The sequence below is a fragment of the Roseateles violae genome (assembly GCF_030410485.1).
Classification (GTDB): domain Bacteria; phylum Pseudomonadota; class Gammaproteobacteria; order Burkholderiales; family Burkholderiaceae_C; genus Roseateles_D; species Roseateles_D violae.
The window spans coordinates 182,565-208,376 of sequence record NZ_JAUHHC010000004.1 but is presented as its reverse complement, the minus strand read 5'-3'; the positions used below and the strand labels follow the sequence as shown (position 1 = coordinate 208,376).

At 66.7% G+C, this 25,812-nt stretch carries 28 protein-coding genes and 1 other RNA gene; 13 read left to right on the top strand and 16 right to left on the bottom strand.

Features of this window, described 5'->3' with window-relative positions:
• Positions 1 to 54: 54 nt before the first annotated feature.
• From QWJ38_RS15375 to QWJ38_RS15350, 6 genes are all read right to left on the bottom strand, one after another.
• On the bottom strand, positions 55 to 1,650 hold the full coding sequence (locus QWJ38_RS15375) for a TRAP transporter large permease (RefSeq protein WP_290359989.1): 1,596 nt from the start codon (positions 1,648 to 1,650) through the stop codon (positions 55 to 57).
• 2 nt (positions 1,651 to 1,652) lie between these two features.
• Positions 1,653 to 2,261, bottom strand: coding sequence for a TRAP transporter small permease subunit (locus QWJ38_RS15370; RefSeq protein WP_290359988.1), 609 nt, complete (start codon positions 2,259 to 2,261; stop codon positions 1,653 to 1,655).
• 149 nt (positions 2,262 to 2,410) lie between these two features.
• Positions 2,411 to 2,752 carry a protein tyrosine phosphatase family protein gene (locus tag QWJ38_RS15365; protein ID WP_290359987.1) on the bottom strand — a complete coding sequence of 114 codons (342 nt, stop codon included), beginning with the start codon at positions 2,750 to 2,752 and terminating at the stop codon, positions 2,411 to 2,413.
• 7 nt (positions 2,753 to 2,759) lie between these two features.
• Positions 2,760 to 3,206: a GatB/YqeY domain-containing protein gene (locus QWJ38_RS15360; RefSeq protein WP_290359986.1), complete on the bottom strand. Its 447-nt coding sequence runs from the start codon at positions 3,204 to 3,206 to the stop codon at positions 2,760 to 2,762.
• Between the two features lie 125 nt (positions 3,207 to 3,331).
• Positions 3,332 to 3,544 (bottom strand): 30S ribosomal protein S21, encoded by a 213-nt coding sequence (rpsU, locus tag QWJ38_RS15355; RefSeq protein WP_290359985.1) that lies wholly within the window; start codon positions 3,542 to 3,544, stop codon positions 3,332 to 3,334.
• Positions 3,545 to 3,705: 161 nt separating this feature from the next.
• On the bottom strand, positions 3,706 to 4,917 hold the full coding sequence (locus tag QWJ38_RS15350) for a BaiN/RdsA family NAD(P)/FAD-dependent oxidoreductase (RefSeq protein WP_290359984.1): 1,212 nt from the start codon (positions 4,915 to 4,917) through the stop codon (positions 3,706 to 3,708).
• 255 nt (positions 4,918 to 5,172) lie between these two features.
• On the opposite strand from QWJ38_RS15350, the gene QWJ38_RS15345 reads away from it, so the two are divergent.
• Positions 5,173 to 6,195 (top strand): GGDEF domain-containing protein, encoded by a 1,023-nt coding sequence (locus QWJ38_RS15345; protein ID WP_290359983.1) that lies wholly within the window; start codon positions 5,173 to 5,175, stop codon positions 6,193 to 6,195.
• Between the two features lie 4 nt (positions 6,196 to 6,199).
• Here QWJ38_RS15345 and QWJ38_RS15340 read toward each other — a convergent pair whose 3' ends face one another.
• From QWJ38_RS15340 to QWJ38_RS15300, 9 genes are all read right to left on the bottom strand, one after another.
• Positions 6,200 to 7,054 (bottom strand): sulfite exporter TauE/SafE family protein, encoded by an 855-nt coding sequence (locus QWJ38_RS15340; RefSeq protein WP_290359982.1) that lies wholly within the window; start codon positions 7,052 to 7,054, stop codon positions 6,200 to 6,202.
• Positions 7,015 to 7,482 (bottom strand): EVE domain-containing protein, encoded by a 468-nt coding sequence (locus tag QWJ38_RS15335; RefSeq protein WP_290359981.1) that lies wholly within the window; start codon positions 7,480 to 7,482, stop codon positions 7,015 to 7,017. Before QWJ38_RS15335 ends, QWJ38_RS15340 begins: the two co-directional genes overlap by 40 nt.
• 37 nt (positions 7,483 to 7,519) lie before the next feature.
• Positions 7,520 to 7,698: non-coding RNA, 6S RNA (ssrS, locus tag QWJ38_RS15330), on the bottom strand.
• A gap of 29 nt (positions 7,699 to 7,727) precedes the next feature.
• Positions 7,728 to 8,024: a cell division protein ZapA gene (locus QWJ38_RS15325; protein WP_290359980.1), complete on the bottom strand. Its 297-nt coding sequence runs from the start codon at positions 8,022 to 8,024 to the stop codon at positions 7,728 to 7,730.
• Positions 8,021 to 8,245, bottom strand: coding sequence for a cell division protein ZapB (locus tag QWJ38_RS15320; protein WP_290359979.1), 225 nt, complete (start codon positions 8,243 to 8,245; stop codon positions 8,021 to 8,023). The genes QWJ38_RS15325 and QWJ38_RS15320 overlap by 4 nt, the downstream gene beginning before the upstream one ends.
• Positions 8,246 to 8,270: 25 nt before the next feature.
• Entirely contained in the window at positions 8,271 to 8,903 is a 633-nt protein-coding gene (nth, locus tag QWJ38_RS15315; RefSeq protein WP_290360408.1) for an endonuclease III, read from the bottom strand.
• 40 nt (positions 8,904 to 8,943) lie between these two features.
• Positions 8,944 to 9,609, bottom strand: coding sequence for an electron transport complex subunit RsxB (gene rsxB / locus QWJ38_RS15310; protein ID WP_290359978.1), 666 nt, complete (start codon positions 9,607 to 9,609; stop codon positions 8,944 to 8,946).
• The gene (locus QWJ38_RS15305) at positions 9,606 to 10,904 is read right to left on the bottom strand and encodes a polyhydroxyalkanoate depolymerase (RefSeq protein WP_290359977.1); all 1,299 of its coding nucleotides are present in this window, start codon (positions 10,902 to 10,904) and stop codon (positions 9,606 to 9,608) included. The genes rsxB and QWJ38_RS15305 overlap by 4 nt, the downstream gene beginning before the upstream one ends.
• 192 nt (positions 10,905 to 11,096) lie before the next feature.
• The gene (locus QWJ38_RS15300; protein WP_290359976.1) at positions 11,097 to 12,299 is read right to left on the bottom strand and encodes an amino acid aminotransferase; all 1,203 of its coding nucleotides are present in this window, start codon (positions 12,297 to 12,299) and stop codon (positions 11,097 to 11,099) included.
• 143 nt (positions 12,300 to 12,442) lie between these two features.
• On the opposite strand from QWJ38_RS15300, the gene uvrB reads away from it, so the two are divergent.
• The 9 genes from uvrB (at position 12,443) to tsaD (ending at position 21,142) form a co-directional block, all read left to right on the top strand.
• The gene (gene uvrB / locus QWJ38_RS15295; RefSeq protein WP_290359975.1) at positions 12,443 to 14,560 is read left to right on the top strand and encodes an excinuclease ABC subunit UvrB; all 2,118 of its coding nucleotides are present in this window, start codon (positions 12,443 to 12,445) and stop codon (positions 14,558 to 14,560) included.
• Positions 14,561 to 14,802: 242 nt separating this feature from the next.
• Complete coding sequence (gene iscR, locus QWJ38_RS15290) at positions 14,803 to 15,336, top strand: Fe-S cluster assembly transcriptional regulator IscR (RefSeq protein WP_290359974.1); 534 nt, start codon at positions 14,803 to 14,805, stop codon at positions 15,334 to 15,336.
• Positions 15,337 to 15,357: 21 nt separating this feature from the next.
• A complete protein-coding gene (locus tag QWJ38_RS15285; protein ID WP_290359973.1) occupies positions 15,358 to 16,578 on the top strand; it encodes an IscS subfamily cysteine desulfurase in 1,221 nt (406 codons plus the stop codon).
• A gap of 27 nt (positions 16,579 to 16,605) precedes the next feature.
• Entirely contained in the window at positions 16,606 to 16,992 is a 387-nt protein-coding gene (gene iscU, locus QWJ38_RS15280) for a Fe-S cluster assembly scaffold IscU (protein ID WP_290359972.1), read from the top strand.
• 11 nt (positions 16,993 to 17,003) lie between these two features.
• Positions 17,004 to 17,327, top strand: coding sequence for an iron-sulfur cluster assembly protein IscA (iscA, locus tag QWJ38_RS15275; protein ID WP_290359971.1), 324 nt, complete (start codon positions 17,004 to 17,006; stop codon positions 17,325 to 17,327).
• Between the two features lie 63 nt (positions 17,328 to 17,390).
• Positions 17,391 to 17,918 (top strand): Fe-S protein assembly co-chaperone HscB, encoded by a 528-nt coding sequence (gene hscB, locus QWJ38_RS15270; RefSeq protein ID WP_290359970.1) that lies wholly within the window; start codon positions 17,391 to 17,393, stop codon positions 17,916 to 17,918.
• Position 17,919: 1 nt separating this feature from the next.
• On the top strand, positions 17,920 to 19,776 hold the full coding sequence (hscA, locus tag QWJ38_RS15265; RefSeq protein ID WP_290359969.1) for a Fe-S protein assembly chaperone HscA: 1,857 nt from the start codon (positions 17,920 to 17,922) through the stop codon (positions 19,774 to 19,776).
• 2 nt (positions 19,777 to 19,778) lie between these two features.
• Positions 19,779 to 20,114 carry an ISC system 2Fe-2S type ferredoxin gene (gene fdx / locus QWJ38_RS15260; RefSeq protein ID WP_290359968.1) on the top strand — a complete coding sequence of 112 codons (336 nt, stop codon included), beginning with the start codon at positions 19,779 to 19,781 and terminating at the stop codon, positions 20,112 to 20,114.
• Entirely contained in the window at positions 20,111 to 21,142 is a 1,032-nt protein-coding gene (tsaD, locus tag QWJ38_RS15255) for a tRNA (adenosine(37)-N6)-threonylcarbamoyltransferase complex transferase subunit TsaD (RefSeq protein WP_290359967.1), read from the top strand. The genes fdx and tsaD overlap by 4 nt, the downstream gene beginning before the upstream one ends.
• A gap of 3 nt (positions 21,143 to 21,145) precedes the next feature.
• Here tsaD and QWJ38_RS15250 read toward each other — a convergent pair whose 3' ends face one another.
• Positions 21,146 to 21,568, bottom strand: a complete 423-nt coding sequence (locus QWJ38_RS15250) for an Hsp20/alpha crystallin family protein (RefSeq protein ID WP_290359966.1) — start codon at positions 21,566 to 21,568, stop codon at positions 21,146 to 21,148.
• Positions 21,569 to 21,711: 143 nt separating this feature from the next.
• Here QWJ38_RS15250 and QWJ38_RS15245 point away from each other — a divergent pair, with 143 nt between their 5' ends.
• The 3 genes from QWJ38_RS15245 to pnp all read left to right on the top strand — a co-directional run bounded on the left by QWJ38_RS15245 (position 21,712) and on the right by pnp (position 25,799).
• Entirely contained in the window at positions 21,712 to 22,977 is a 1,266-nt protein-coding gene (locus QWJ38_RS15245) for a branched-chain amino acid ABC transporter substrate-binding protein (protein WP_290359965.1), read from the top strand.
• Between the two features lie 235 nt (positions 22,978 to 23,212).
• Positions 23,213 to 23,473, top strand: coding sequence for a 30S ribosomal protein S15 (gene rpsO, locus QWJ38_RS15240; RefSeq protein ID WP_290359964.1), 261 nt, complete (start codon positions 23,213 to 23,215; stop codon positions 23,471 to 23,473).
• 196 nt (positions 23,474 to 23,669) lie between these two features.
• Positions 23,670 to 25,799: a polyribonucleotide nucleotidyltransferase gene (gene pnp, locus QWJ38_RS15235; RefSeq protein WP_290359963.1), complete on the top strand. Its 2,130-nt coding sequence runs from the start codon at positions 23,670 to 23,672 to the stop codon at positions 25,797 to 25,799.
• The last annotated feature ends 13 nt before the right edge of the window (positions 25,800 to 25,812 follow it).

Below are 25,812 nucleotides of genomic sequence, written 5' to 3'. Positions count from 1 at the left end.
TGCAAAATGAAAGCCGGCCCCGCGGGGCCGGCTTTTTCATTGGGGCCGCAAGGCCTATTTCTTTGTGGCGTCCTGCTGCAAGGAGCGCTTGACCGCTTCCATCGGATCCTCGGCATCGCTGCCGGCCGGCGCGGCGGCCGAGGCCGCGGACGCGGGCGCCTCGGGCGCACCGAAGAGCCTGGCCGCGTCGTCGGCGCTGGTCTCCGGCTTGTCGCCGCCGCGCCCCTCGGCGCCCATGCCCTGCAGCAGCTCGGTCGCCTGGTTCATGTCGACCGGCTTCTCCTTGTCCAGGAACATCGTCACCGAGGCCGGCACGAAGATCACGACGGCCACCAGGATCAGCTGCATCAGCACCCAGGGGATGGCGCCCATATAGATGTCGCTGGACTCGACCTTGCGCGGGATCGAGCCGCTCTTGAACAGGCTGTCCGAGATGCCGCGCAGATAGAAGAGGGCGAAGCCGAAGGGCGGGTGCATGAACGAGGTCTGCATGTTCACGCACAGCATCACGCCGAACCAGACCAGGTCGATGCCCATCTTGTCGGCCACCGGACCGAGGAAGGGCAGGATGATGAAGGCGATCTCGAAGAAGTCGAGGAAGAAGGCCAGGAAGAAGATGAAGATGTTGACGGCGATCAGGAAGCCGATCTGGCCGCCCGGCAGGTTGGACAGCATGTGCTCGATCCAGACGCCGCCCTCGACGCCCTGGAACACCAGCGAGAAGGTGCGCGAGCCGATCAGGATGAAGACCACCATGGCGGTGATGCGCATCGTGCCGGTCATCGCCTCCTTGACCAGCGGCCAGGAGAGGCGCTTGTGCAGCGCGGCGAGGATGAAGGCGCCGACGGCGCCCATCGCGCCGGCCTCGGTCGGCGTGCAGACCGCCGTGTTGATGCCCGGCAGGCCGCCCATGCTGCCCAGCACGGCGAAGATCAGGATGGCCGAGGGAATGATGCCACGCAGGCACTTGGCCCACAGCGCCCAGCCGTTCAGCGTGCGGGCCTCCTTGGGCACGCCGGGCACATGCTCGGGCTTCACGCGGCTGAGCAGGAAGGTGTAGAGCGCGAAGATCAGCACCTGCAGGATCGACGGCCCCCAGGCGCCCTTGTACATATCGCCGACCGGGCGGCCCAGCTGGTCGGCCAGCACCACCAGCACCAGCGAGGGGGGCACCAGCTGCGTGATCGTGCCCGAGGCGGCCAGCACGCCGGTGGCGTAGCGCATGTTGTAGCCGTAGCGCATCATCACCGGCAGCGAGATCATCGCCATCGCGATCACCTGGCCGGCCACCGTGCCGGTGATCGCGCCGAGGATGAAGCCGACGATGATCACCGAATAGCCGAGGCCGCCGCGCACCGGGCCGAAGAGCTGGCCCATCGAGTCCAGCATGTCCTCGGCCAGGCCGCATTTCTCCAGCAGCGCGCCCATCAGGGTGAAGAACGGAATCGCCAGCAGCAGATCGTTGGACAGGATGCCGAACACGTTCTGCGGCAGCGCCGCCATGAACTCGGGCGGGAACCAGCCCTGCGAGATCGCGAAGAAGCCGCAGGCCAGGCCCAGGGCCGCCAGCGAGAAGGCGACGGGGAAGCCGATCAGCATGACGACGATCAGCCCCGCGAACATCAGCGGCGGGAAATTCTCCATCGTCAAGCTCATTGCAGCGGCCTCTCGTAATGCGTATCCATCTCGAACTTGTGCGTCAGCCAGCCGATGCGTTTGATGACTTCGGAAACACCTTGCAGCCAGACCAGGGCGAAGCCCAGCGGCAAAGACAGCATGGCGGGCCAGCGGATCAGGCCGCCGGCGTTGTTGGACATCTCACCGCTGGTGAGCAGCTTCCACCAGTAGCCGACGAAGCCCAGCGTCGAGACGCTGTCCTCGGGTCGCATGCCGGTGGTCAGCTTGACCAGGAACAGGGCCCAGGACAGCCAGGCCATATAGGCGATCACCGGCAGCAGGAAGACGATCAGGCCGAACAGATCGACATAGACCTTGCCGTGCCCCGAGAGGCGGCTGTAGAACAGGTCCACCCGCACATGCTCGTTGACGCGCAGCACCTGGGCCGCGCCGAACATCACGCAGGCGGCGAACAGATACCACTGGATCTCGAGAAAGGAGTTGGAGCTGTAGTCCAGCGAGTAGCGGACGACCGCGTTGGCGGCACTGATAAAGCACGAAAGCAGAACCGCCCATTTGGCCAGGGCGCCAAAGCGGTCGTTCACACCATCAATGCCCTTGGCGAATGCAAGAAGGGCGTTCATCGGGGGTCCAGGCAGAGTAAATCGATAACAGGCGCGCAGCGCCTGCGCGACTGTATCCAAGCCTGACTGGGCCGGCCCGAATTTCAGGGCTGTTTAGGCCCTATTCAGACGCCGCCCAGGGTAAGCCCTAGGCGGGGCTGACCGCCGGCTTACAGCGCCGAGGCGGCGGCGAACAGCTTGGTCGAGCGGGCGCCCGAGCGGCAGAAGGCCAGGATGGGCCGCGGCAGGCTGTCCAGCAGCGCGCGGAAGGCGGCGATCTCCTCCGGCGACTGGTAGGCGCCGCTGACCGGCAGGTAGCGGTATTCGAGCCCGGCCGCACGTGCGGCGGCCTCGATGGCGGCATTGGTCGGCTGCTCGGGTCCGCCCTCGAAGTCCGGGCGGTTGTTGACCACGCTGCGAAAGCCGGCGGCGGCGGCCTCGGCCATTGCGGCCGGTTCCAGCTGCGGCGCGACGCAGAACTCGGGGGTGAGGGCGTTCAGCGGCAAGCTCATTGAAGCCTCACTGCGCCAGTGCCTGCTTGACCGCGGCCGAGACCAGGCCCATATCGGCCTTGCCCGCCAGCTGCGCCTTGACGGCACCCATCACCTTGCCCATATCACCCGGGCCCTTGGCGCCGAGCTCGGCAACGATCGCGTTGACGGCGGTCTGGATCTCCTCGGCCGACAGTCGCTGGGGCAAATAGGCCTCCAGCACCTTCAGCTCGGCCGTTTCCTTGTCGGCCAGATCCTGGCGGCCGGCGGCGGCGAACTGGCTGATCGAGTCCTTGCGCTGCTTGATCAGCTTGTCGACGATCGCAACCAGGGCCACGTCGTCGACGACCACGCGCTCGTCGACCTCTTTTTGCTTGACCGCGGCCAGCAGCATGCGGATCGTCGTCAGCTTGTCGGCTTCCTTGGCGCGCATCGCGGCCTTCATGTCTTCGGTGATGCGTTCTTTCAGGCTCATGGACGGATTTTCAGTGAAAAAAGCGGTTCCGGAATTGAAAAAGCCCGCGGCAGCGTCCTGCGCGGGCTTTCTTCATGCGTGAGGGTTCAGGCCCACGCGAAACTCGATTGCGTCTCTGGCGAGAATCAGTAGAGCTTCTTCGGCAGCTGCATGCTGCGCACGCGCTTGTAGTGGCGCTTCACGGCGGCAGCCTTCTTGCGCTTGCGCTCGGCCGTCGGCTTTTCGTAAAACTCGCGGGCGCGCAGCTCGGTGAGCAGGCCCAGCTTTTCGATGGTGCGCTTGAAGCGGCGCAGGGCGACGTCGAACGGCTCGTTCTCTTTGACGCGGATCATGGTCATGGGACGGTATTTCCTATTAATGCGCTCGGTGTTCGACAGTCACATTATTCAAATGCATGCTTGCTTTGAATGCCGTGCCTGAAGCAGTGGTATCCGGAGTCTGCTTCCGAATCGACGCGCAGGGTTTGCCAGCAAAGACGGCGATTGTAGCCTGAAAATCATCAATCTGCCAAACCCGGCGCCATCGCACGCGCACAGGCCGCTGCGCTGGCCCAGGCCCATTGGAAGTTGTAACCACCCAGCCAGCCGGTCACGTCGACGACTTCGCCGATGAAATAAAGGCCTGGGCGGCGCTTGCTCTCCATCGTCTGCGAGCTCAGCTCGCGGGTGTCGACGCCGCCGCGCATCACCTCGGCCTTGCGCCAGCCCTCGCTGCCGTTGGGCGTCAGCTGCCAGCGCTGCAGCTGCTCGGACAGCTGCTGCAGATCGCGGTCCCGGCATTCCGCCATCGCCCGGCCACCATCGATGGCCAGGCGCTCCAGCCAGGCCTGGGCCAGGCGCTGCGGCAGCAGGGCGGCCAGCTCGTTGCCCAGCTGCCGGCGCGAGCCGCTCTTGGCCTCACGCAGGAGCGCGGCCAGATCGAGCTCGGGCGCCAGATCAATCTGCAGCGGCTGACCTTCGGTCCAGAAACTGGAGATCTGCAGGATCGCCGGGCCGCTGAGGCCGCGGTGGGTGAACAGCAGGTCCTCGACGAAGCGGCCCTTGGCCTTGCCGCTTCCGGTGCCGACCACGACCGGCAGCGACAGACCCGACAGCGCGGAGAACGGTGCCCAAGCCGCCGGATCGAAGGTCAGCGGCACCAGCGCCGGGCGCGGTTCGACGATCGCATGGCCGAAGCGCTTGGCCAGGCGCAGCCCCCAGTCGCTGGCGCCGATCTTCGGAATCGACAGGCCACCGGTGGCAACCACCACGCGCGCCGCGCGCACCGGTCCGCGCGCGGTGTCGAGCTCGAAACCGTCGGCGGCCTCGCGCAGCTCCTGCACCGCGCAGGGCTGCCAGCGCGTCACAGCGCCGAGCTCGCATTCGCGCAGCAGCAGCTGGATGATCTGCTCGCTGGACTCGTCGCAGAACAGCTGGCCCTTGTGCTTCTCGTGGAAGGCGATGCCATGCTTTTGCACCAGGGCGATGAAGTCCTGGCTGCTGTAGCGGGCCAGGGCCGAGCGGCAGAAGTTCGGGTTCTCGGACAGGAAGTTGGCAGGCCCGGCATCGCGGTTGGTGAAGTTGCAGCGGCCGCCGCCGGAGATGCGGATCTTCTCGGCCAGGCGTTCGGCATGGTCCAGCAGCAGCACGCGCAGGCCCCGCTGACCGGCGATGCCGGCACAAAAAAGGCCGGCAGCGCCGGCACCGACCACGACCACATCGAATCTTTGCATCGCCCGATTGTCCCGCAGCACGCAGCGCTAGCCCGGCGGTGTGCGATCGGTGACCGGAGAAGCGGGGCGAAATATGGTTTACATGGGGAATCAATGTGGGGATCTTGGATACCATGCGGGCGACGCCAATCTAGGGAGAAGCGCCGCATCGGCGGCGCCGGCTCTTGATCCGGTCGGGGCGGGCCATCTACATTCGTTGCATGACAGTGATGTGTCGCGCATGGCTTGTCGCCTGACTCGGTATTTCGAGGATTCATGGAAATTTCGCCCGATCAGCACGACGACCCATCGGCCCGCCCGGGCAGCCTGAGCCAGTGGTTGGCAAGCCAGCCCGGACTGGCCGCCGAGGCAGCCGGCCTGCTGCTGAGCCTGGTCGAGCCGCTGCACAGCTACGCGTCGGTCAAATCACTGGCAAGCGGGCGTTATGTTTTCGCCAGCACAGGCCTCGACCAATTGTTCGGCCGGCCCTCGGTGGCCGGCAGCAGCGACAGCGAGCTGATGCGCGCCGACGAGGCGATCGGCATGCGCCGCGTCGAGCAGACGGTGATGGCGCAGCGCCATGTGGTCGTCAGCGAGCACCGGCTCGAGATCGGCGGGCGCCGCCGCGAGTTCACCGTCACCCGCGCGCCGCTGGGCGCCGAGCATCTGCTGGCCGTCTGGCACGAGCGCACCGAGGAACGCCATCGCGAGAGCCATCTGCAGCGCGCGCTGCAGCAGCTCGAACAGCAGCAGAAGTCGCTGGAGCAGATCCGCCGCGAGATGGAGCTGGGCAGCGGGCGCGACGAGGTGTCGGGTCTTTATCTGCGCGCGCAGTTCGACGACCAGCTGCTGCGCGAGATCGATCTGTCCACGCGCGAGCACCGCGAGTTCGCCCTGGTCATCATCGCGCTCGATCCGGCGCCGGCCGCCGTGCAGGCGCTGGGCGAGGAGGCGCAGCAGCGCATGCTCGAAGGCGTCGGCCGCATGCTGCGCGCCAATACGCGGGCGATGGACGCGGCCTGCCGCATCGGCGAGCAGCGCTTCGCGGTGCTCTTGTCCGGCGTCGGACTGGCCACCGCCCATGCGCGGATGGAGCAACTGCGCCGCCAGTGCACGGCGCAGATCATCGTGCTGAACGGCCAGGACCTGGGCCTGTCGCTGTCCATGGGCGTGGCCAGCTTCCCGCACACCGCGTCCAAGCAGGAAGAGATCCTCGCCGCCAGCGAGGCGGCGGTGCTGGAAGCGCAGCGCCGCGGCGGCAACCAGGTGGTGCTGGCCTCGATCCCCTTCGGCGCCTGAGTCCTCAGGCGACCAGACCCTTGTAAAGCATATAGGCGGCCAGCATGAAGAGCAGGCCGGCAAACGCGCGCTTCAGCTGCGCGACATTCATCGCATGCGCGGTGCGCGCGCCCAGCGGCGCCATGGTCACGCTGGCGCTGGCAATGATCACCAATGCCGGCAGGTACAGATAGCCCAGCGCGCCGGGCAGGGCCGGCGCCAGCGACCAGCCGCCGATCAGATAACCCAGGGTATTGGCCAGCGCGATCGGGAAGCCCAACGCGGCGCTGGTGGCAACCGCGTTGTGCATGGGTACATTGCACCAGGTCATGAAGGGCACCGAGACAAAGCCGCCGCCGGCACCGACCAGGCCCGACAGCAGGCCGATGCCGGCACCGGCGCTGATCTGGCCGGCCGTGCCGGGCATCTGCCGGCTCGGGGACGGTTTCTTGTTGCGCAGCATCTGGGTGGCCGAGAAGCCGACGAAGACGGCGAAGACCAGGGCCAGCCAGGCACCTTTCAAGAGCGCGAAGATGCCGGCGCCGGCCGCCAGGCCACCGACCAGGATGCCCGGCGCCAGGCCGCGCACCAGGTCCCAGCGCACCGCGCCGCGCTTGTGATGGGCGCGCACGCTGGAGATCGAGGTGAACATGATGGTGGCCATCGAGGTGGCGATCGCCATCTTGACGGCCATGCCGCCGGCTACGCCGCGCTGCGACAGGATCAGGGTTAGGAAGGGCACCATCAGCATGCCGCCGCCGATGCCCAGCAGGCCGGCCAGGAAACCGGAGACCAGGCCCAGGGCCAGCAGTTCGGCAATCAGAACGGGATCGAGGAAGCTCAAGACTTGTCCGCCAGCAGTTGTTGGAGATGGGCCCATTCGGCCGGGCTGACCGGGGTGATCGACAGCCGGTTGCCCGGCTGCAGCGTGCGCATCGTCGCCAGCGCCGGATCGGCGCGCATCTCGGCCAGGCTCAGCAGCCGGGTCTTGCGCACGAGGCGCACATCGACGTGCAGCCAGCGTGGCTCCTCGAGCCGGGCCTTGGCGTCGAAATAGGGGCTGCTCGCGTCGAACTGGCTGGCGTCCGGATAGGCGCCGCTGGCCACCTCGGCGAGGCCGGCAATGCCCGGCTGCGGGCAAGACGAGTGGTAGAACAGCACGCCGTCGCCGATGCGCATCTGGTCGCGCATGAAGTTGCGCGCCTGGTAGTTGCGCACGCCGATCCAGGGCACGGTCTTGCCGGGCGCGCGCGCGAGGTCGTCGATCGAGCACTCCTCGGGCTCGGACTTCATCAGCCAGTAGTTCATGCGTCGGTCCCTCGGCGCCGTTCTTGTGCTTGTGAAGGGTGTCCACCGCGAGCCGTGAGCCGCATTCCTGAACCCAGGGGATTCAGGTGGGCGAGGTCAACCGGGCTTCGGGTTCATCTGACGCGAGACGATCACGCCCGCCGGGTATTTTCCAAGCCCTTGCTCATAGAGCATCGGTTCAAGGAAATATAGAACTCACGCGAACGCGATGGACCGGGTGATTCTAAATCCTCGACGGGGTCGGGTCAGAGCAAATGCCCGTCGTGGCCGAGGGCTTCGTCGAGGCGCCGGACCAGACCGTCGAGATCGGGTAGGGCCGCGCTCTTGGCCGCCGGCGCCGGGCCGCCCTCGGCCAGCTGGTAGGCGAGGTTCAGCGCGGCCAGCACGGCGATGCGCTCGCGCGCCTTGACGCGGCCGGCATCGCGGATCGCGCTCATCTCCTTGTCGACCTGGCCGACCGCCTTGCTCAGCGCGGCCTCGCCGCCGTCGGGGCAGCCGAGCAGATAGCTCTGGCCCATGATCGTCACTTCCATCTGCTTCATGGGGCCTCGCTTTTTCCGGCTTCGCTGTTTTCGACGGGCAGGCGCTCCAACAGCGCATCGATGCGGGCGCGGGCGGCGTTCAGGCGCGAACGCAGGCTGTCGCGCTCCTGACTCAGCGTGTGCACCTGCTCCTGCAGCAGCGCATTGGTGCGCTTCAGTTCGTCGTGGCGCAGCAGCAGCCGCTCGACGCGGTCGATCAGATCGGTGACGCTTGTGGGCATGGCTTCCCGTCTCGCTGGTGATGGTTCATTGTAGGCGGCGGCCGTAGTCGCACTGTGGGCGCACGGCGCAGACCTCGCACAGCGGCCGGCGGGCCTGGCAGACGTAGCGGCCATGCAGGATCAGCCAGTGGTGGGAGTCGACCGCGTACTCGGCCGGCACCCGCTTGATCAGGCCCAGTTCGACCGCCAGCGGCGTCTTGCCCGGCGCCAGGCCGGTGCGGTTGCTGACGCGGAAGATATGTGTGTCCACCGCCATCGTCGGCTGGCCGAAGGCGACGTTGAGCACCACATTGGCCGTCTTGCGGCCGACGCCGGGCAGGGCCTCCAGCGCCTCGCGCGTGTCCGGCACCCGGCTGCCATGCTGCTCGACGAGGATCTGGCAGGTCCGGATCAGATTCGCCGCCTTGGTGCGGTACAGGCCGATGGTCTTGATGTACTCGGCCAGGCCCGCCTCGCCCAGCGCCAGCATCTTGGCCGGCGTGTTGGCGACCGGGAACAGCCGCCGTGTCGCCTTGTTGACGCCGACGTCGGTGGCCTGGGCCGACAGCAGCACCGCGGTCAGCAACTCGAACACGCTCGAATATTCGAGCTCGGTCTGCGGCGTCGGATTGGCCGCCTTCAGGGTCGCGAAGAAGGTGACGATGTCTTGGGGCTTCATCATGGCGGCGCATTGTCGCCTGCGCCATGGGCGCCAGCGATCAGGGCTTGGCCTTGGCGCGGGCGCGCGCCAGCGCCGCCTCGATGAAGGCGCGCTTGCGCTCCAGCTCGGCCGGCTCGCGGATCGCCGAGGCCTCGGCCAGATCGGCGAGCTTGTGCTCGGCCTTGGCCTGCAGCCGCGCCTCGTTCTCGAGCCGCTCGCGCGTGCGCCGGCTCTTGTGAAAGGCATAGCGATCGCGCGCCATCTCCGCCTGCGGCGCGCTCCAGGCGGCCCAGCCCGTCAGCGGCCCGCTGTTCTCGACCAGCGAGATGCAGTCGACCGGGCAGGCCGGCACGCAGAGCTCGCAGCCGGTGCATTGCTCGGCGACGACCAGATGCATCTGCTTAGCCGCGCCGACGATCGCGTCCACCGGGCAGGCCTTGATGCACAGCGTGCAGCCGATGCACCAGGCCTCATCGATGAGGGCCAGGGTGCGCGGCGCCTCGACGCCGTGCTCCGCACTCAGCGGCAGGGTGGGGCGGCCGGTCAGCGCGGCCAGGCGCGCGACGCCTTCGGCGCCACCGGGCGGGCATTGGTTGATCTGCGCCCCGCCGGCAGCGACCGCCTCGGCATAGGAACGACAGTCCGGATAGCCGCAGCGCCGGCACTGCGTCTGCGGCAGCGCGGCATCGATGCGGGCGATCAGCTCGGTGGTGGCAGGGCTCAAGCGCTCTTCTTGCGGGTCTTGCGCGCGACGCTCTTGCTCGCCACCGCGGCCGGGCGGTCGTACTTGGCGATGAAGTCGCGCAGCTGCGGATAGACGTTCTCGCGCCAGCGGCGGCCCGAGAAGATGCCGTAATGGCCAGCGCCGATCGCGTCGTAATGGTATTGATGTTCGCTCGGGATGCCGGCGCAGAGCTCATGGGCGGCGCGGGTCTGGCCGGCGCCGGAGATGTCGTCCAGTTCGCCTTCGACGGTCAGCAAAGCGGTGCCGCGGATGTCCTGCGGGCGCACCGGCTCGCCGTCAACGACCCAGGTGCCGTTGACTAGCGCGAAGTCCTGGAACACCGTCTTGATCGTGTCCAGGTAGTACTCGGCCGGCATGTCCAGCACCGCGTTGTACTCGTCGTAGAAGCGCCGATGGGTCTCGGCGCTGTCGCCATCGCCCCGCACCAGGTCGAGGAAATAGTCGTAATGCGCCTTCAGGTGGTGGTCCGGATTCATCGCGACAAAACCGGTGTGCTGCAGAAAGCCCGGGTAGACCTCGCGGCCGGCGCCGGGATAGTTGGGCGGCACGCGGAAGATCACATTGTTCTCGAACCAGCTGTGGCTCTTGTTGGTCGCCAGGTTGTTGACGGCGGTCGGGCTCTTGCGGGCGTCGATCGGGCCGCCCATCATCGTCATGCTGCGCGGTGTCGTCTCGCCGCGCGAGGCCATCAGCGAAATCGCGGCCAGCACCGGCACCGTCGGCTGGCAGACCGAGATCACATGGCAGTCGGCCGCGCCGACATGGCGGATGAACTCCTGCACATAGGCAATGTAGTCGTCCAGATGGAAGGGGCCGACCTCGGTCGGCACCATGCGGGCGTCGGTCCAGTCGGTGATGAAGACCTTGTGGTCCTTCAAGAGCTGGCGCACCGTCTCGCGCAGGAGCGTGGAATGGTGGCCGGACAGCGGCGCGACGACCAGCACGGTCGGCTGCGTCTTCATTTTGGCCAGCACGGCCAGATCGTCGGTGTAGCGCTTGAAGCGCAGCAGGCGGCAGAAGGGCTTTTCGACCGGCACCAGTTCCTGCACGGCGACATCGACGCCATCGACCTCGACGCCATGGATGTCGAAGCCGGGCTTCTCGTAGTCCTTGGCCAGCCGGTGCATCAGGTCCAGGCCGGCCGAGACGCGCGGCGACAGCAGCGTGTGCGCGAAGGGCAGCAGCGGGTGGCTGTACAGCTTGGCCGAGGCGCTGGCGAATTCCGCGAAGGGGCTCAGCAGCGCGCGCTGGGTTTCAAAAAGCTGATACAGCATGGAGCAACCTTCCGGGAGATGGTGGACGCCGACAATGGTGCCAGAAATTGTGCATTGCAGCATTTGTGAGGAATACCTAGTCGGCAAGCCTCGTCAATACTGCTCAAGATCGGCCTCTGGCGGCGTTTCTTCAGTCCCTTCGTCTGTCTTTACATGGCGGCCGGGCCTTCGGGCGACCCGGCCGGGATCGCTTTAGTCGTGGATGACGGCGGCGATTGCCTGGACCACGCGCGGCAGATTGTGCTCGTTCAGCGCGGCCACGCAGATGCGGCCGGAGTCGACGCCGTAGACGCCGAACTCGCTGCGCAGGCGCTGCATCTGGGCGGCCGTCAGGCCCGAGTAGCTGAACATGCCCTTCTGGCGGGTGACGAAGCTCAAGTCCTGCTGGGCGCCGGCCTTCAGCAGCGCCTCGACCAGGGCCGTGCGCATCAAGCGGATGCGCTGGCGCATGCCGGCCAGTTCCTCTTCCCAGAGCTGGCGCAGCGCCGGCGTGGACAGCACATTGGCGACGACCTGGGCGCCGTGGGTCGGCGGGTTCGAGTAGTTGGTGCGGATGACGATCTTCAGCTGCGACAGCACCTTGGTGGTCTCCTCGGCCGAGGCACAGACGACGCTCAGCGCGCCGACGCGCTCGCCGTAGAGCGAGAAGCTCTTCGAGAAGCTGGTCGAAACGAAGAAGTCCAGATCGGCGGCCAGGAACTGCTGGATCACCGCGCCGTCCTCGGCAATGCCCTCGCCGAAGCCCTGGTAGGCCATGTCCAGGAAGGCGACCAGGCCGCGCGCCTTGACGGCCGCAACCACCTGTTCCCATTGCGCCGGCGTCAGGTCGTAGCCGGTCGGGTTGTGGCAGCAGGCGTGCAGCACGACAACGGTGCCGACAGCGGCCGCGCTCAGCGCGGCCAGCAAGCCTTCGAAGTTGATGCCGCGGCTGGCGGCGTCGTAGTAGGGGTAGGTCTCGACCGTGAAGCCGGCATTGCTGAACAGCGCGCGGTGGTTCTCCCAGCTCGGGTCGGAAATCAGCACCTTGGCCGTCGGGTTCAGGCGCTTGAGGAAGTCGGCGCCGATCTTCAGGCCGCCGGTGCCGCCGATGGCCTGCACGGTGGCCACGCGCTTGGCGGCCAGGATCGCGCTGTCGGCGCCGAAGACCAGGCCTTGCACGGCCTTGTCGTAGGCCGCGATCCCGTCGATCGGCAGATAGCCGCGCGCCTTGGGGTCGGCCTGCATCGCGGCCTCGGCCCGGGCCACGCACTTCAGCAGCGGCAGCTTGCCGTTCTCGTCGTAATAGACGCCGACGCCCAGATTGACCTTGCCCGGCCGGGTATCGGCATTGAATTGCTCATTGAGACCCAGGATCGGATCGCGGGGGGCCATTTCGACGGCGGCGAACAAGGACATGGTCATTTCCTGACAGAACGGTGGCAACAGGGACGGTTTGGGGTGGAGCCTGCCGGCGGCAAGGTCCGGGCGGCTGCGCTACCCTGTCGGATTGCGCGGCCCTGGATTCTAGGCGGCCGCTGCGACCATTCAGGGATTACCCCATGCAAGAAGTGATCAACGCCCGAGACGCCGCCCCCGCTGACAAGGAACAGCCGAACGGTGAATTCGTCCATTTCGAAGGCTCGCCATTCCAGCTGTTCCAGCCCTTTCCGCCGGCCGGGGACCAGCCGACCGCGATTGCGCAGCTCGTCGAGGGCATCAACGACGGCCTGAGCTTCCAGACCCTGTTGGGCGTCACCGGTTCGGGCAAGACCTACACGATGGCCAATGTGATCGCCCGCCTGGGCCGGCCGGCCATCGTGTTCGCGCCGAACAAGACCCTGGCGGCCCAGCTCTACGGCGAGTTCCGCGACTTCTTTCCGAACAACGCGGTCGAGTATTTCGTCAGCTACTACGACTACTACCAGCCCGAGGCCTATGTGCCGCAGCGCGACCTGTTCATCGAGAAGGACAGCGCGATCAACGAGCAGATCGAGCAGCTGCGCCTGTCCTGCACCAAGAGCCTGCTGGAGCGGCGCGATGTCGTCATCGTCGCCTCGGTCTCCGCCATCTACGGCATCGGCAACCCGAGCGACTATCACCAGATGGTGATGACGCTGCGGGTCGGCGACAAGATGGGGCAGCGCGACGTGATCGCCCAGCTGATCCGCATGCAGTACAGCCGCAACGAGATGGAATTCAACCGCGGCATCTTCCGTGTGCGCGGCGACACGATCGACGTCTTCCCGGCCGAGCATTCGGAGCTGGCCCTGCGCATCGAGCTGTTCGACGACGAGGTCGAGACCCTGCAGCTGTTCGACCCGCTGACCGGCAAGATCCGCCAGAAGATTGCCCGCTTCACCGTCTATCCGAGCAGCCACTACGTGACGCCGCGCGAGCGGGTGCTGGAGGCGATGGACGGCATCAAGGCCGAGCTGCGCGAGCGGCTGGATTTCTTCGTCAAGGAAGGCAAGCTGGTCGAGGCGCAGCGCCTGGAGCAGCGCACCCGCTTCGACCTCGAGATGCTGCAGGAGGTCGGCCACTGCAAGGGCATCGAGAACTACACCCGGCACCTGTCCGGCGCGGCGCCCGGCGAGCCGCCGCCGACCCTGGTCGACTACCTGCCGCCCGACGCCTTGATGTTCCTGGACGAAAGCCATGTGCTGATCGGCCAGTTCGGCGGCATGTACAACGGTGACCGGGCGCGCAAGACGACCCTGGTCGAGTACGGCTTCCGCCTCCCTTCGGCGCTGGACAATCGGCCGCTGAAGTTCGAGGAATTCGAGCGCAAGATGCGTCAGGCGGTCTTCGTCTCGGCGACGCCGGCCAATTACGAGAAGGACAACGCCGGCCAGGTGGTTGAGCAGGTCGTCCGCCCGACCGGCCTGGTAGATCCGATTGTCGAGGTGCGGCCGGCGACGCAGCAGGTAGACGATGTGCTGCAGGAGATCCGCGAGCGGGTCGAGGCGCAGGAGCGGGTGCTGATCACCGTGCTGACCAAGCGCATGGCGGAGCAACTGACCGACTACCTGAGCGACAACGGGGTCAAGGTGCGCTATCTGCACTCGGACGTCGACACGGTCGAGCGGGTCGAGATCCTGCGTGATCTGCGCTTGGGCACCTTCGACGTGCTGGTCGGCATCAACCTCTTGCGCGAAGGCCTGGACATCCCCGAAGTCTCGCTGGTGGCGATCCTGGACGCCGACAAGGAAGGCTTTCTGCGCGCCGAGCGCAGCCTGATCCAGACCATAGGCCGGGCGGCGCGCAATCTGAACGGCAAGGCCATCCTCTATGCCGACCGCATCACCGATTCGATGAAGAAGGCGATCGGCGAGACGGAGCGCCGCCGCGCCAGGCAGATCGCCTTCAACGAGGCCAATGGCATCACGCCGCGCAGCGTCAGCAAGCGCATCAAGGACATCATCGACGGCGTCTACTCGGAGAAGACCGGCCGCGACGACCAGAAGCTCTTGCAGGCGGCCGCCGTCGAGGAGCTGTCCGAGAAGGACCTCAGCAAGCGCATCGCCACGCTGGAAAAGCAGATGCTCGAGCATGCCCGCAACCTGGAGTTCGAGAAGGCGGCGCGGGTGCGCGACCAGCTGGCGCAGCTGCGGGAGCAGGCCTTCGGCGCGCTTGTGCACGACAATATCGATCCGGCCACGGGCGCCAAGGCGGCCTGATCCGCCCGCCTGGTCGACCGTCCGAGGCCCGGCCAAGCCGGCCGCGCGGCCTCATCGCGCCCCGGCTCCGGGGGGCCGACCGGGGCCTCGCCAGCAAGCCTGGCAGTAATTGAGTAAAATGCTCGGAAATAACCGAGGGTTAACCCGTCTGCGACCGAGAGAGGTCGCCTGGGTAAACCCGGAGTTGGGCGGCGCTTTTGGTTCGCGCCGCCTCAGGGCCCTCAGGGCGAAGGAGAAGTTCGATGCGTCTCACCACCAAAGGTCGTTTTGCCGTCACCGCAATGATCGATCTGGCCCTGCGCGAAAACAGCGGCCCGGTCGCTCTGGCGGCGATCAGCCAGCGCCAGCAGATCTCGCTGTCCTATCTGGAGCAGCTGTTCGGCAAACTGCGCCGCCATGAGCTGGTGGAGAGCACCCGCGGCCCGGGCGGCGGCTATTCGCTGGGCCGCAAGTCCAGCGAGATCACCGTGGCCGACATCATCGTCGCCGTCGACGAGCCGATCGACGCGACCGGTTGCGGCGGCAAGGAGAACTGCATGGGCGAGGACACCGGCAAGTGCATCACGCACGAGCTGTGGACCAGCCTGAACGCCAAGATGATCGAGTACCTGGACTCGGTCTCGCTGCGCAAGCTGGTCGAGGACCAGCTGGCCAAGGGCGTGACGATCGAGGAGGCGCCGGTCAAGCGTGCGATCTCGACGACGCCGGTGGTCAAGCCGATCCGCGTCACCGCACCGAACTCGGTCTTCGCCCTCGGCAACGCCTTCACCAAATAAAAAGAGAACCTGTCTGCAGCTATGGACATGACCCCGCATTTCCCGATCTATATGGACTATGGCGCGACGACGCCGGTCGATCCGCGCGTCGTCGAGGCGATGATCCCGTGGTTGCGCGAGCATTTCGGCAATCCGGCCTCGCGCAGCCACGCCTGGGGCTGGGAGGCCGAGGCGGCGGTCGAGAAGGCGCGCGAGCAGGTCGCGTCGCTGATCAATGCCGATCCGCGCGAGATCGTCTGGACCTCGGGCGCGACCGAGTCCATCAACCTGGCGATCAAGGGCGCGGCGCAGTTCTACAAGACGCGCGGCAAGCACATCATCACCCTGAAGACCGAGCACAAGGCGACCCTGGACACCTGCCGCGAGCTGGAGCGCCAGGGCTTCGAGGTGACCCTGCTGGACGTCGAGGCCAATGGCCTGCTGGACCTGGACAAGTTCAAGGCGGCGCTGCGGCCGGACACCATCCTGGCCTCGGTGCTCTTCGTCAACAACGAGATCGGCGTGATCCAGGATGTCGTTGCGATCGGCAATATCTGCCGCGACAAGGGCATCATCTTCCACGTCGACGCCGCGCAGGCGACCGGCAAGGTCGAGATCGATATGGCGACCTTGCCGATCGACCTGATGAGCCTGGCCTCGCACAAGACCTATGGCCCCAAGGGCATCGGCGCGCTGTTCGTGCGCCGCAAGCCGCGCGTACGCCTGGAGGCGCAGATGCACGGCGGCGGCCATGAGCGCGGCATGCGCTCGGGCACGCTGGCGACGCACCAGATCGTCGGCATGGGCCTGGCCTACGAGATCGCCAAGAACGAGATGAAGACCGAGGGCGAGCGCATCCGCATGCTGCAAAAGCGCCTGCTCGACGGGCTGATGGACATCGAGCAGGTCTTCGTCAATGGCGACCTGGAGCGCCGCGTCCCGCACAACCTCAACATCTCGTTCAACTACGTGGAAGGCGAGTCGCTGATCATGGGCGTCAAGGGCATCGCCGTCTCGTCCGGCTCGGCCTGCACCTCGGCCAGCCTGGAGCCCAGCTATGTCTTGCGCGCGCTGGGCCGCAGCGACGAGCTGGCGCACAGCTCGCTGCGCATGACGATCGGCCGCTTCACCACGGTCGAGGAGATCGATTACGCGGTGAGCATCCTGAAGGACCGTGTGGCCAAGCTGCGCGAGCTGTCGCCGCTGTGGGATATGTACAAGGATGGCATCGATCTATCGACCATTCAGTGGACTGCCCACTAACTACCCCGAATACGTTGGAGAAACATCATGGCCTACAGCGAAAAAGTCGTTGATCACTACGAGAACCCCCGCAATGTCGGCGCCTTCGACAAGGGCGACGAGTCGGTCGGCACCGGCATGGTCGGCGCGCCGGCCTGCGGCGACGTGATGAAGCTGCAGATCAAGGTCAATCCGGCCACCGGCCTGATCGAGGACGCCAAGTTCAAGACCTATGGCTGCGGCTCGGCGATCGCCTCGAGCTCGCTGGTGACCGAATGGGTTAAGGGCAAGAGCCTGGACCAGGCGCTGGCGATCAAGAACACGCAGATCGCCGAGGAACTGGCGCTGCCGCCGGTGAAGATCCACTGTTCGATCCTGGCCGAGGACGCGATCAAGGCGGCGGTCGACGATTACCGCGCCAAGAACGCGCAGTAAGGGATTCGACGATGTCCGTGACCCTGACCGAAGCGGCCGCGCGCCATGTGACGCGCTACATCAGCAAGCGCGGGCGCGGCATCGGCCTGCGCCTGGGCGTCAAGACGACCGGCTGCTCGGGTCTCGCCTACAAGCTCGAGTACGCCGATGAGGTGACGCCCGAGGATGTGGTCTTCGAGGGCCATGGCATCAAGATCTTGATCGATCCGAAAAGCCTGCCCTATCTGGACGGCACCGAGCTCGATTTCGTGCGCGAGGGCTTGAACGAAGGCTTCAAGTTCCGCAACCCGCGCGAGAAGGATCGCTGCGGCTGCGGCGAATCCTTCCGCGTCTAGAATTTTGGCCTCTTCCTGCAGGGCGCGGCCGCAAGCCGCGCCTTTTTATTGCCGGCATCCTTGATGAGACTCGACGACAACGACTTCGCCCTGTTTGGCCTGCCCGAGCGGCAGGAGCAGCAGCGCGCCGAGATCGAGGCGCGCTGGAAGAACCTGCAGGCCCGCGTTCACCCGGACAAGTTCGCCGCCGAGGGCGCGGCCGCCCAGCGTCTGGCGATGCAATGGGCGCTGCGTGTCAACGAGGCGCACCAGCGCCTGCGCGACCCGCTGCAGCGTGCCGCCTATCTGTGCGAGCTGCGCGGCGTGCCGCTGCTGGTCAACGAGAACACCCGCATGCCGGCCAGCTTCCTGATGGAGCAGATGGCCTGGCGCGAGGGGCTGGACGAGGCCGCCGACGCGGGTGACGCGGCCGCGGTGCGGGCGATCGATGACGAGGTCGCGGCGCGCGAGGCGGCCTTGCTGGCGGAGGTGCGTCGCCTGCTGGACGAAGCCGGCGACACCGCGGCGGCGGCCCAGCAGGTGCGGGCGCTGATGTTCATCGCGAAGTTCCGCTCCGATATCGACAAGCGCCTGGAGGCGCTGGAAAACTGACATGGCTTTGTTGCAGATCTCCGAACCGGGGCAATCGCCCAATCCGCACGAGCGCCGGATCGCGGTGGGCATCGACCTGGGCACGACCCATTCGCTGGTCGCCGCCGTGCGCCATGGCGTGGCCGAATGCCTGCCCGACGAGCAGGGCCGGGTGATCCTGCCCTCGGCCGTGCGCTATCTCGAAGAAGGCCGCCGCCAGATCGGCGCCGATGCGCTGGCCGCGCAGGCCGACGATCCGGAGAACACCATCGTCTCGGTCAAGCGCTTCATGGGCCGCGGCCTGGCCGATGTGGCGGGCCGCGAGAAGCTGCCCTACCGCTTCGAGGACACGCCGGGCATGCTGTCGATCGCCACGCGCGAGGGGCTGAAGTCGCCGGTCGAGGTCTCGGCCGAGATCCTGGCGACCCTGCGCTTCCGCGCCGAGGACAGTTTTGCCGACGACGTGTTCGGCGCCGTCATCACCGTGCCGGCCTATTTCGACGATGCCCAGCGTCAGGCGACCAAGGACGCGGCGCAACTGGCCGGCCTCAATGTGCTGCGCCTGATCAACGAGCCGACCGCCGCGGCGATCGCCTATGGCCTGGACAACGCCAGCGAAGGGCTTTACGCGGTCTACGACCTCGGCGGCGGCACCTTCGACATCTCGCTGCTGCGCCTGACCAAGGGCGTGTTCGAGGTGGTCGCGACCGGTGGCGATGCGGCCCTGGGTGGTGACGATTTCGATCGCGCGCTGGCCGACTGGGCGCTGGCGCAGTCGGGCCTCGCCGCCGTCAGCGCCCACGACAAGCGCGCCGTGCTGGTTGCCGCGCGCGCGGCCAAGGAGTCGCTGTCCGATGCCGACGCCGCGACGCTGACCGCCGAACTCGATGCCGGCCGCTTGGCCGTCGAGGTCGGTCGTGCCCAGTTCGAGGCGCTGGCCGAACCGCTGATCGCCAAGACCCTGGCCTCGGTGCGTCGCGTGCTGCGCGATGCCAAGGTCAAGGCCGAGGAGGTGCAGGGCACGGTGATGGTCGGCGGCTCGACCCGCATGCCCTGCGTACGCGCGGCGGTCGGCAAGCTGTTCGGCCGCGAGGTGCTGACGAATCTGAACCCGGACGAGGTCGTCGCACTTGGCGCGGCGATTCAGGCCAACCAACTGGCCGGCAATGCGGCCGACGGCGAGATCCTGCTACTGGACGTGATCCCGTTGTCGCTGGGGCTGGAGACCATGGGTGGTCTGGTCGAGCGCATCATCGAGCGCAATGCGACCATCCCGGTCGCCAAGGCCCAGGACTTCACCACCTTCAAGGACGGCCAGACGGCGATGGCGGTCCATGTGCTGCAGGGCGAGCGCGAGCTGGTCGCCGAATGCCGTTCGCTGGCGCGCTTCGAGCTGCGCGGCATCCCGCCGATGGTGGCCGGCGCGGCGCGCATCCGCGTGACCTTCCAGGTCGATGCGGACGGGCTCTTGAGCGTGTCGGCCAAGGAGCTGACCTCGGGCGTCGAGGCGGCCGTGCAGGTCAAGCCCAGCTATGGTCTGAGCGACGAGCAGATTGCCGGCATGCTGAAGGACGGCTTTGCCAGTGCCGAGAGCGATATGCAGGCGCGCAAGCTGCGCGAGGCGCGCGTGGAGGCCGAGCGGATGACGCTGGCGACCCGGTCGGCGCTGGCCGCCGACGGCGATCTGCTCGACGCCGGTGAACGCGCCGCGATCGAGGCGCTGCTGAAGGCCCTGGCCGAGGCGGCGCGCGGCGAGGACGCCGACGCGATCGACGCCGCCGTCGAGACGCTGGCCAAGGGCACGGAGGCCTTTGCCGCCGAACGGATGAACCGCGGCATTCAGCAGGCGCTGACCGGCCGCAGCATTGAACAGGTCTGACCATGCCGACGATCAAGATCCTTCCCCATGCCGAGTACTGCCCCGAGGGCAAGACGGTCACGGCGCCCGCCGGCACCTCGATCTGCGAGGCCCTGCTGGACAACGACGTCGAGATCGAGCATGCCTGCGACCAGGTCTGCGCCTGCACGACCTGCCATGTGATCGTGCGCGAGGGCGGCCGCTCGCTGTCCGAGATGGAGGAGGGCGAGGAGGACATGCTGGACCGCGCCTGGGGACTGGAGCCCGATTCGCGCCTGTCCTGCCAGGCCATCCTCGGCCAGCAGGACATTACGGTCGAGATTCCGAAGTACTCGATCAACCACGCCAGGGAAAAGTGAAGGTCCTCGGCTTCGAATCGTCCTGCGACGAGACCGGCGTCGCGCTGATCGAGGTGCCGGAGCGGGGGGCACCGAAGCTGCTCGGCCAGGCCCTGCACAGCCAGATCGCGATGCACCAGGCCTATGGCGGCGTCGTGCCGGAACTGGCCTCGCGCGACCATATCCGCCGGGTGCTGCCGCTGACGCGCGAGGTGCTGGACCAGGCCGGCGTCGCGCTGAACGAGATTGACGTGATCGCCTATACCCAGGGGCCGGGTCTTGCCGGCGCCTTGCTGGTCGGCGCCGGCGTGGCGGTGTCGCTGGCCGCGGCGCTGGGCAGGCCGACCCTGGGCATCCACCATCTGGAAGGGCATCTGCTGTCGCCCTTTCTATCGGCCGATGCGCCGGAGTTTCCGTTCGTCGCGCTGCTGGTCTCCGGTGGCCACACGCAGCTGATGCGGGTCGACGAGGTCGGCGCTTATGAGATCCTCGGCGAGACGATCGATGACGCCGCCGGCGAGGCCTTCGACAAGAGTGCCAAGCTCTTGGGCCTGCCCTATCCGGGCGGCCCGCATCTGGCGCGGCTGGCGGAGCAGGGCGACGCGACGCAGTTCGACTTGCCGCGGCCGCTCTTGCACAGCGGCAAGCCCGACTTCAGCTTTGCCGGCCTGAAGACGGCCGTGCTGACGCAGGTGAAGAAGCTCGGCGATGCGCCGAGCGAACAGCAGCGCGCCGATCTGGCGGCGGCGACTCAGGCCGCGATCGTCGAAGTGCTGGTGAAGAAATCGCTGCTGGCGCTGAAGCAGACCGGCTTGAAGCGCCTGGTCGTCGCCGGCGGCGTCGGTGCGAACAGCCTCCTGCGTCAGCAGTTGAACACGGCCTGCGCGAAGCGCCAGCTCCGCGTGCACTACCCGGAACTGAGCCTGTGCACCGACAACGGCGCGATGATCGCGATGGCGGCCGCGCTGCGGCTGCAGCGCGGCATGGCCGATCTGCAGCCCGCTGGCGGCTTCGAGGTGCGCCCGCGCTGGGCGTTGGACGCGATCTGAGACTCAGTTGATCGTCAGCTCGCCGGCGTTGTCCGGCACGCGCTTGACCAGGGTCAGGGTCAGCACGCCGTTTTCCAGCTTGGCGGCGGAGTCGTTCTTGCTGACTTCCTGTGGCAGCACCAAGCTGCGCGAGAAGCGGGTCACCGAGCGCTCGCGGTACAGCGCACGTTCGCCTTCCGTCTGCTCGGCGGCACGCGCCTGCTCGGCGTCGATGCTGATCTTGCGGCCTTCGATCTTGACCTTGACGGCCTCCTTGGCGACGCCCGGCAGGTCCAGCTGCAGGGTGTAGGCCGCATCGGTTTCGCTGACGTCCAGCGCCGGGCTGCGCAGCGCGACGGCGTCGTCATTGATGTCGAACAGGCGCTCGATGCGGCGCGAAAGCTCGGCGGAACGGCGGACCGGGTGGGCGAGGGGAAACACAAACATGGCAGGCTCCTAGAATCGTTTGAACTCGATCGCTGCGGTTGAAACTGGTGTGGGCGCAGCCCCCATGCCGTCCAAGCTTGGAGCGACCAAAGCCCTTTCAAGGGTCTGAAAAAATTCTGATGAAGCGCTCTTGGAATCAACTCATGCGCCACCAGTTGCTTGCGCTTTTGCTGTTCGCGCTGGGCCTGGCGACGGCGCCGGCACGCGCCGCCAAGCCGATCAAGCTGGCGCTGATCGAGGGCCTGTCGGGCCCCTTCGGCAATGCCGGCGAAGCGGTTTACCGCAATCTGATCTGGGCGGTCGAGCGGGTCAATGCGCGCGGCGGCGTCGCCTTGCCCGGCGGCGCGCGGCCGCTGCAACTGCTTCGCTACGACAGCAAGGGCGGGGCCGAGGAAAGCCTGGCGCTGCTGCGCTCGGCGATCGACCAGGGCGCAGGCTTCGTCTTGCAAGGCAATAGCTCGGCGACGGCGGCGGCGCTGATCGAGGCGCTCAACAAGCACAACGAGCGCGAGCCGCAACACCGCGCCCTGCTGCTGAACTACTCGGCCGTCGATCCGGCCTTGACCAACGAGCGCTGCAGCTTCTGGCATTTCCGCTTCGATGCCCATGCCGACATGCGGCTGGCCGCGCTGACCGACCAGCTGCGCGAGGACACTGGCGTCAAGAAGATCTACCTGATCGGCCAGGACTACAGCTTCGGCCAGCATGTGCTTCGGCGCGGCCGCGAGATGATCGCGGCCAAGCGGCCCGATATCGCCATCGTCGGCGACGAGTTGCACCCGGTCGGCCGGGTCAAGGATTTCCTGCCTTACGTCACGAAGATCAAGGCCAGCGGCGCGCAGGCGGTGCTGACCGGCAACTGGGGCAACGACCTGACCCTCTTGATCAAGGCCGCGCGCGACATCGGCCTGGAGGCGCGCTTCTACACCTTCTACGGCAACGGCCTGGGCGTGCCGGCGGCGTTGGGTGAGGCCGGCATCGACCGCGTGCTGGCGGTGGCCGAGTGGCATCCCAACGTTGGCACGGCCAGTTCGGATCGTTTCTACGCCGCCTTCCGCGAGCGCTTTCCACGACCCGAGGACGACTACGTCCATGCCCGCATGCAGGCGATGGTCGAGGTTTTGGCGGCGGCGATCGAACGGGCCCGGTCGGACGAGGCGACCGCCGTGGCGCGCGCGATGGAAGGCCTGACCTACGATGGCCGCAGCTTGGGTGGCGTGCACCAGGGCGTCATGCGGGCCGCCGACCACCAGTTCATCCAGCCGCTCTATGTCAGCGTGATGAAGAAGGCCGGCACGCCGGGTGCGCGTTTCGACAACGAGGGCTCGGGCTACGGCTTCCGGACCCTGCGCTTTGTCGCCGCCAATCAGGCGGCGCAGCCACATCATTGCCGGATGCAGCGCTACTGAATTGCCCGCTCCTGTGATGCAAGCTCGCGAAAGCGACCGCTCTTGGTCTATAATCCTTGGGTTTTGCTCTTCTTGCGGTCCTTTCAGAGGGCGGGGAAGGGTGGAATGCAGTAGCACGGTAGGGGTCGGTTTCACTCCTAGCCGCAAGTCATCACCCCGGAAACCGTCTGTGTGCGTCGCAGGGCTTGCTTGCCTGTTGCTCCAGCGGAATCCGACAACCGGAACGCAAGACATCATGTCGATCAACAAAGCAGAAATCGTTCAGTCGAACGCCCGCAGCGCCAATGACACCGGCTCGCCGGAAGTCCAGGTGGCCCTGCTGACCGCCCGCATCAACGCGCTGACCCCGCACTTCAAGGCCAATATGAAGGACCACCATGGTCGTCGCGGCCTGCTGAAGATGGTCAACTCGCGCAAGAGCCTGCTGGCCTACCTGAAGCGCAAGGACGCCGCGCGTTACACCGCTCTGATCCAGAAGCTGGGCCTGCGCAAGTAATTCGCGAGCTGGGACACAAGAGCCTGTCTGGAATACCCGCCAGCACAGGCTCTTTGTCTTTTGATATTTAACTTTTCCGGAGTTGGGCTGACGTGACGCTGCTGTGTCATTCCACGGATGCTGCGCCTTGCAGCATCGGTGGAATGGCATTGCGTCAAACCCAGACTGCTCCCTTCCAACCACAAGGAGAGACGCAATGAGCTTGTTCAACAAAGTCACCAAGAGCTTCCAATGGGGGGGCCATCAAGTCGTGATGGAGACCGGCGAGATCGCCCGCCAGTCGACCGGCGCCGTGCTGGTCAATATCGAAGACACCGTGGTGCTGGCCACCGTGGTGGCCAAGAGCGAGGCCAAGGCCGGCCAGGACTTCTTCCCGCTGACCGTCGACTACATCGAGAAGACCTATGCCGCCGGCAAGATCCCCGGCAGCTTCTTCAAGCGTGAAGGCCGCCCGAGCGAGCTGGAGACGCTGACCAGCCGCCTGATCGACCGCCCGATCCGCCCGCTGTTCCCGGAAGGCTTCTTCAATGAAGTCCAGGTCGTCATCCACGTGCTGTCGCTGAACCCCGAGGTGCAGGCCGATATCGCCGCCATGATCGCCACCAGCGCCGCGCTGGCCGTCTCCGGCATCCCGTTCAACGGCCCGATCGGCGCCGCCCGCGTTGGCTATGTCAACGGCGAATACGTGCTGAACCCGGGCAAGACCCAGCTGGCCGACAGCAAGATGGACCTGGTCGTCGCCGGCACCGAAGCCGCCGTGCTGATGGTCGAGTCCGAGGCCGAGCAGCTCAGCGAAGAGATCATGCTGGGCGCGGTCGTCTACGGCCACGAGCAGGGCAAGATCGCCATCGACGCGATCCACGCGCTGGTTCGCGAGGCCGGTAAGCCGGTCTGGGACTGGAAGGCGCCGGCCAAGGACGAGGCCTTCATCGCCAAGATCAACGCGCTGGCCGAAGGCCCGCTGCGCGAGGCCTACCAGATCCGCTCCAAGCAGGCGCGCACGCAAGCCTGCCGCACGGCCGCGGCCAATGTCTTCGCCGCGCTGACGGCCGAGGGTATTGCCTTCGACAAGGTCGAGGTCGAGGGCCTGCTGTTCGAGATCGAAGCCCGCATCGTGCGCGGCCAGATCCTGGCCGGCGAGCCGCGCATCGACGGCCGTGACACCCGCACCGTGCGCGCGATCGAGATCCGCAACGGCGTGCTGCCGCGCACCCACGGTTCGGCGCTGTTCACCCGCGGCGAGACCCAGGGCCTGGTCGTCGCCACGCTGGGCACCGACCGCGACGCCCAGCGCATCGACGCGCTGGCCGGCGAGTTCGAAGACCGCTTCATGCTGCACTACAACATGCCTCCCTTCGCCACCGGCGAGACGGGTCGCGTGGGCAGCCCGAAGCGCCGCGAGATCGGCCACGGCCGCCTGGCCAAGCGCGCGCTGGTCGCCGTGCTGCCGAGCAAGGAAGAGTTCCCGTACACGATGCGCGTGGTCTCGGAGATCACCGAGAGCAATGGCTCCTCGTCGATGGCTTCGGTCTGCGGCGGCTGCCTGGCGCTGATGGACGCCGGCGTACCGATGAAGGCCCATGTGGCCGGCATCGCCATGGGCCTGATCAAGGACGCCAACCGCTTCGCCGTGCTGACCGACATCCTCGGTGACGAGGACCACCTGGGCGATATGGACTTCAAGGTGGCCGGCACGACCGCCGGCATCACCGCCCTACAGATGGACATCAAGATCCAGGGCATCACCAAGGAGATCATGCAGGTCGCCCTGGCGCAAGCCAAGGAAGCGCGTCTGCACATCCTGGGCAAGATGGTCGAGGCCATGGGCTCGGCCAACACCGAGGTGAGCCAGTTCGCCCCGCGCCTGTACACGATGAAGATCAACCCGGAGAAGATCCGTGACGTGATCGGCAAGGGCGGCGCGACGATCCGCGCGCTGACCGAAGAGACCGGCACGACGATCGACATCGGCGAAGACGGCACGATCACCATCGCCTCGACCGACGCGGACAAGGCGGCCCACGCCAAGAAGCGCATCGAGGAGATCACGGCCGAGGTCGAGATCGGCAAGGTCTACGAAGGCCCGATCACCAAGATCCTGGACTTCGGTGCCCTGGTCAATCTGCTGCCGGGCAAGGACGGTCTGCTGCACATCAGCCAGATCGCCCACCAGCGCGTCGAGAAGGTCACCGACTTCCTGCAGGAAGGTCAGATCGTCAAGGTCAAGGTGCTCGAGACCGACGAGAAGGGCCGCATCAAGCTGTCGATGAAGGCGCTGATCGATCGCGAGCAGCCCGCCGCCGGCCAAGAAGGCCACGGCGACTGAGTTCACGCGACCG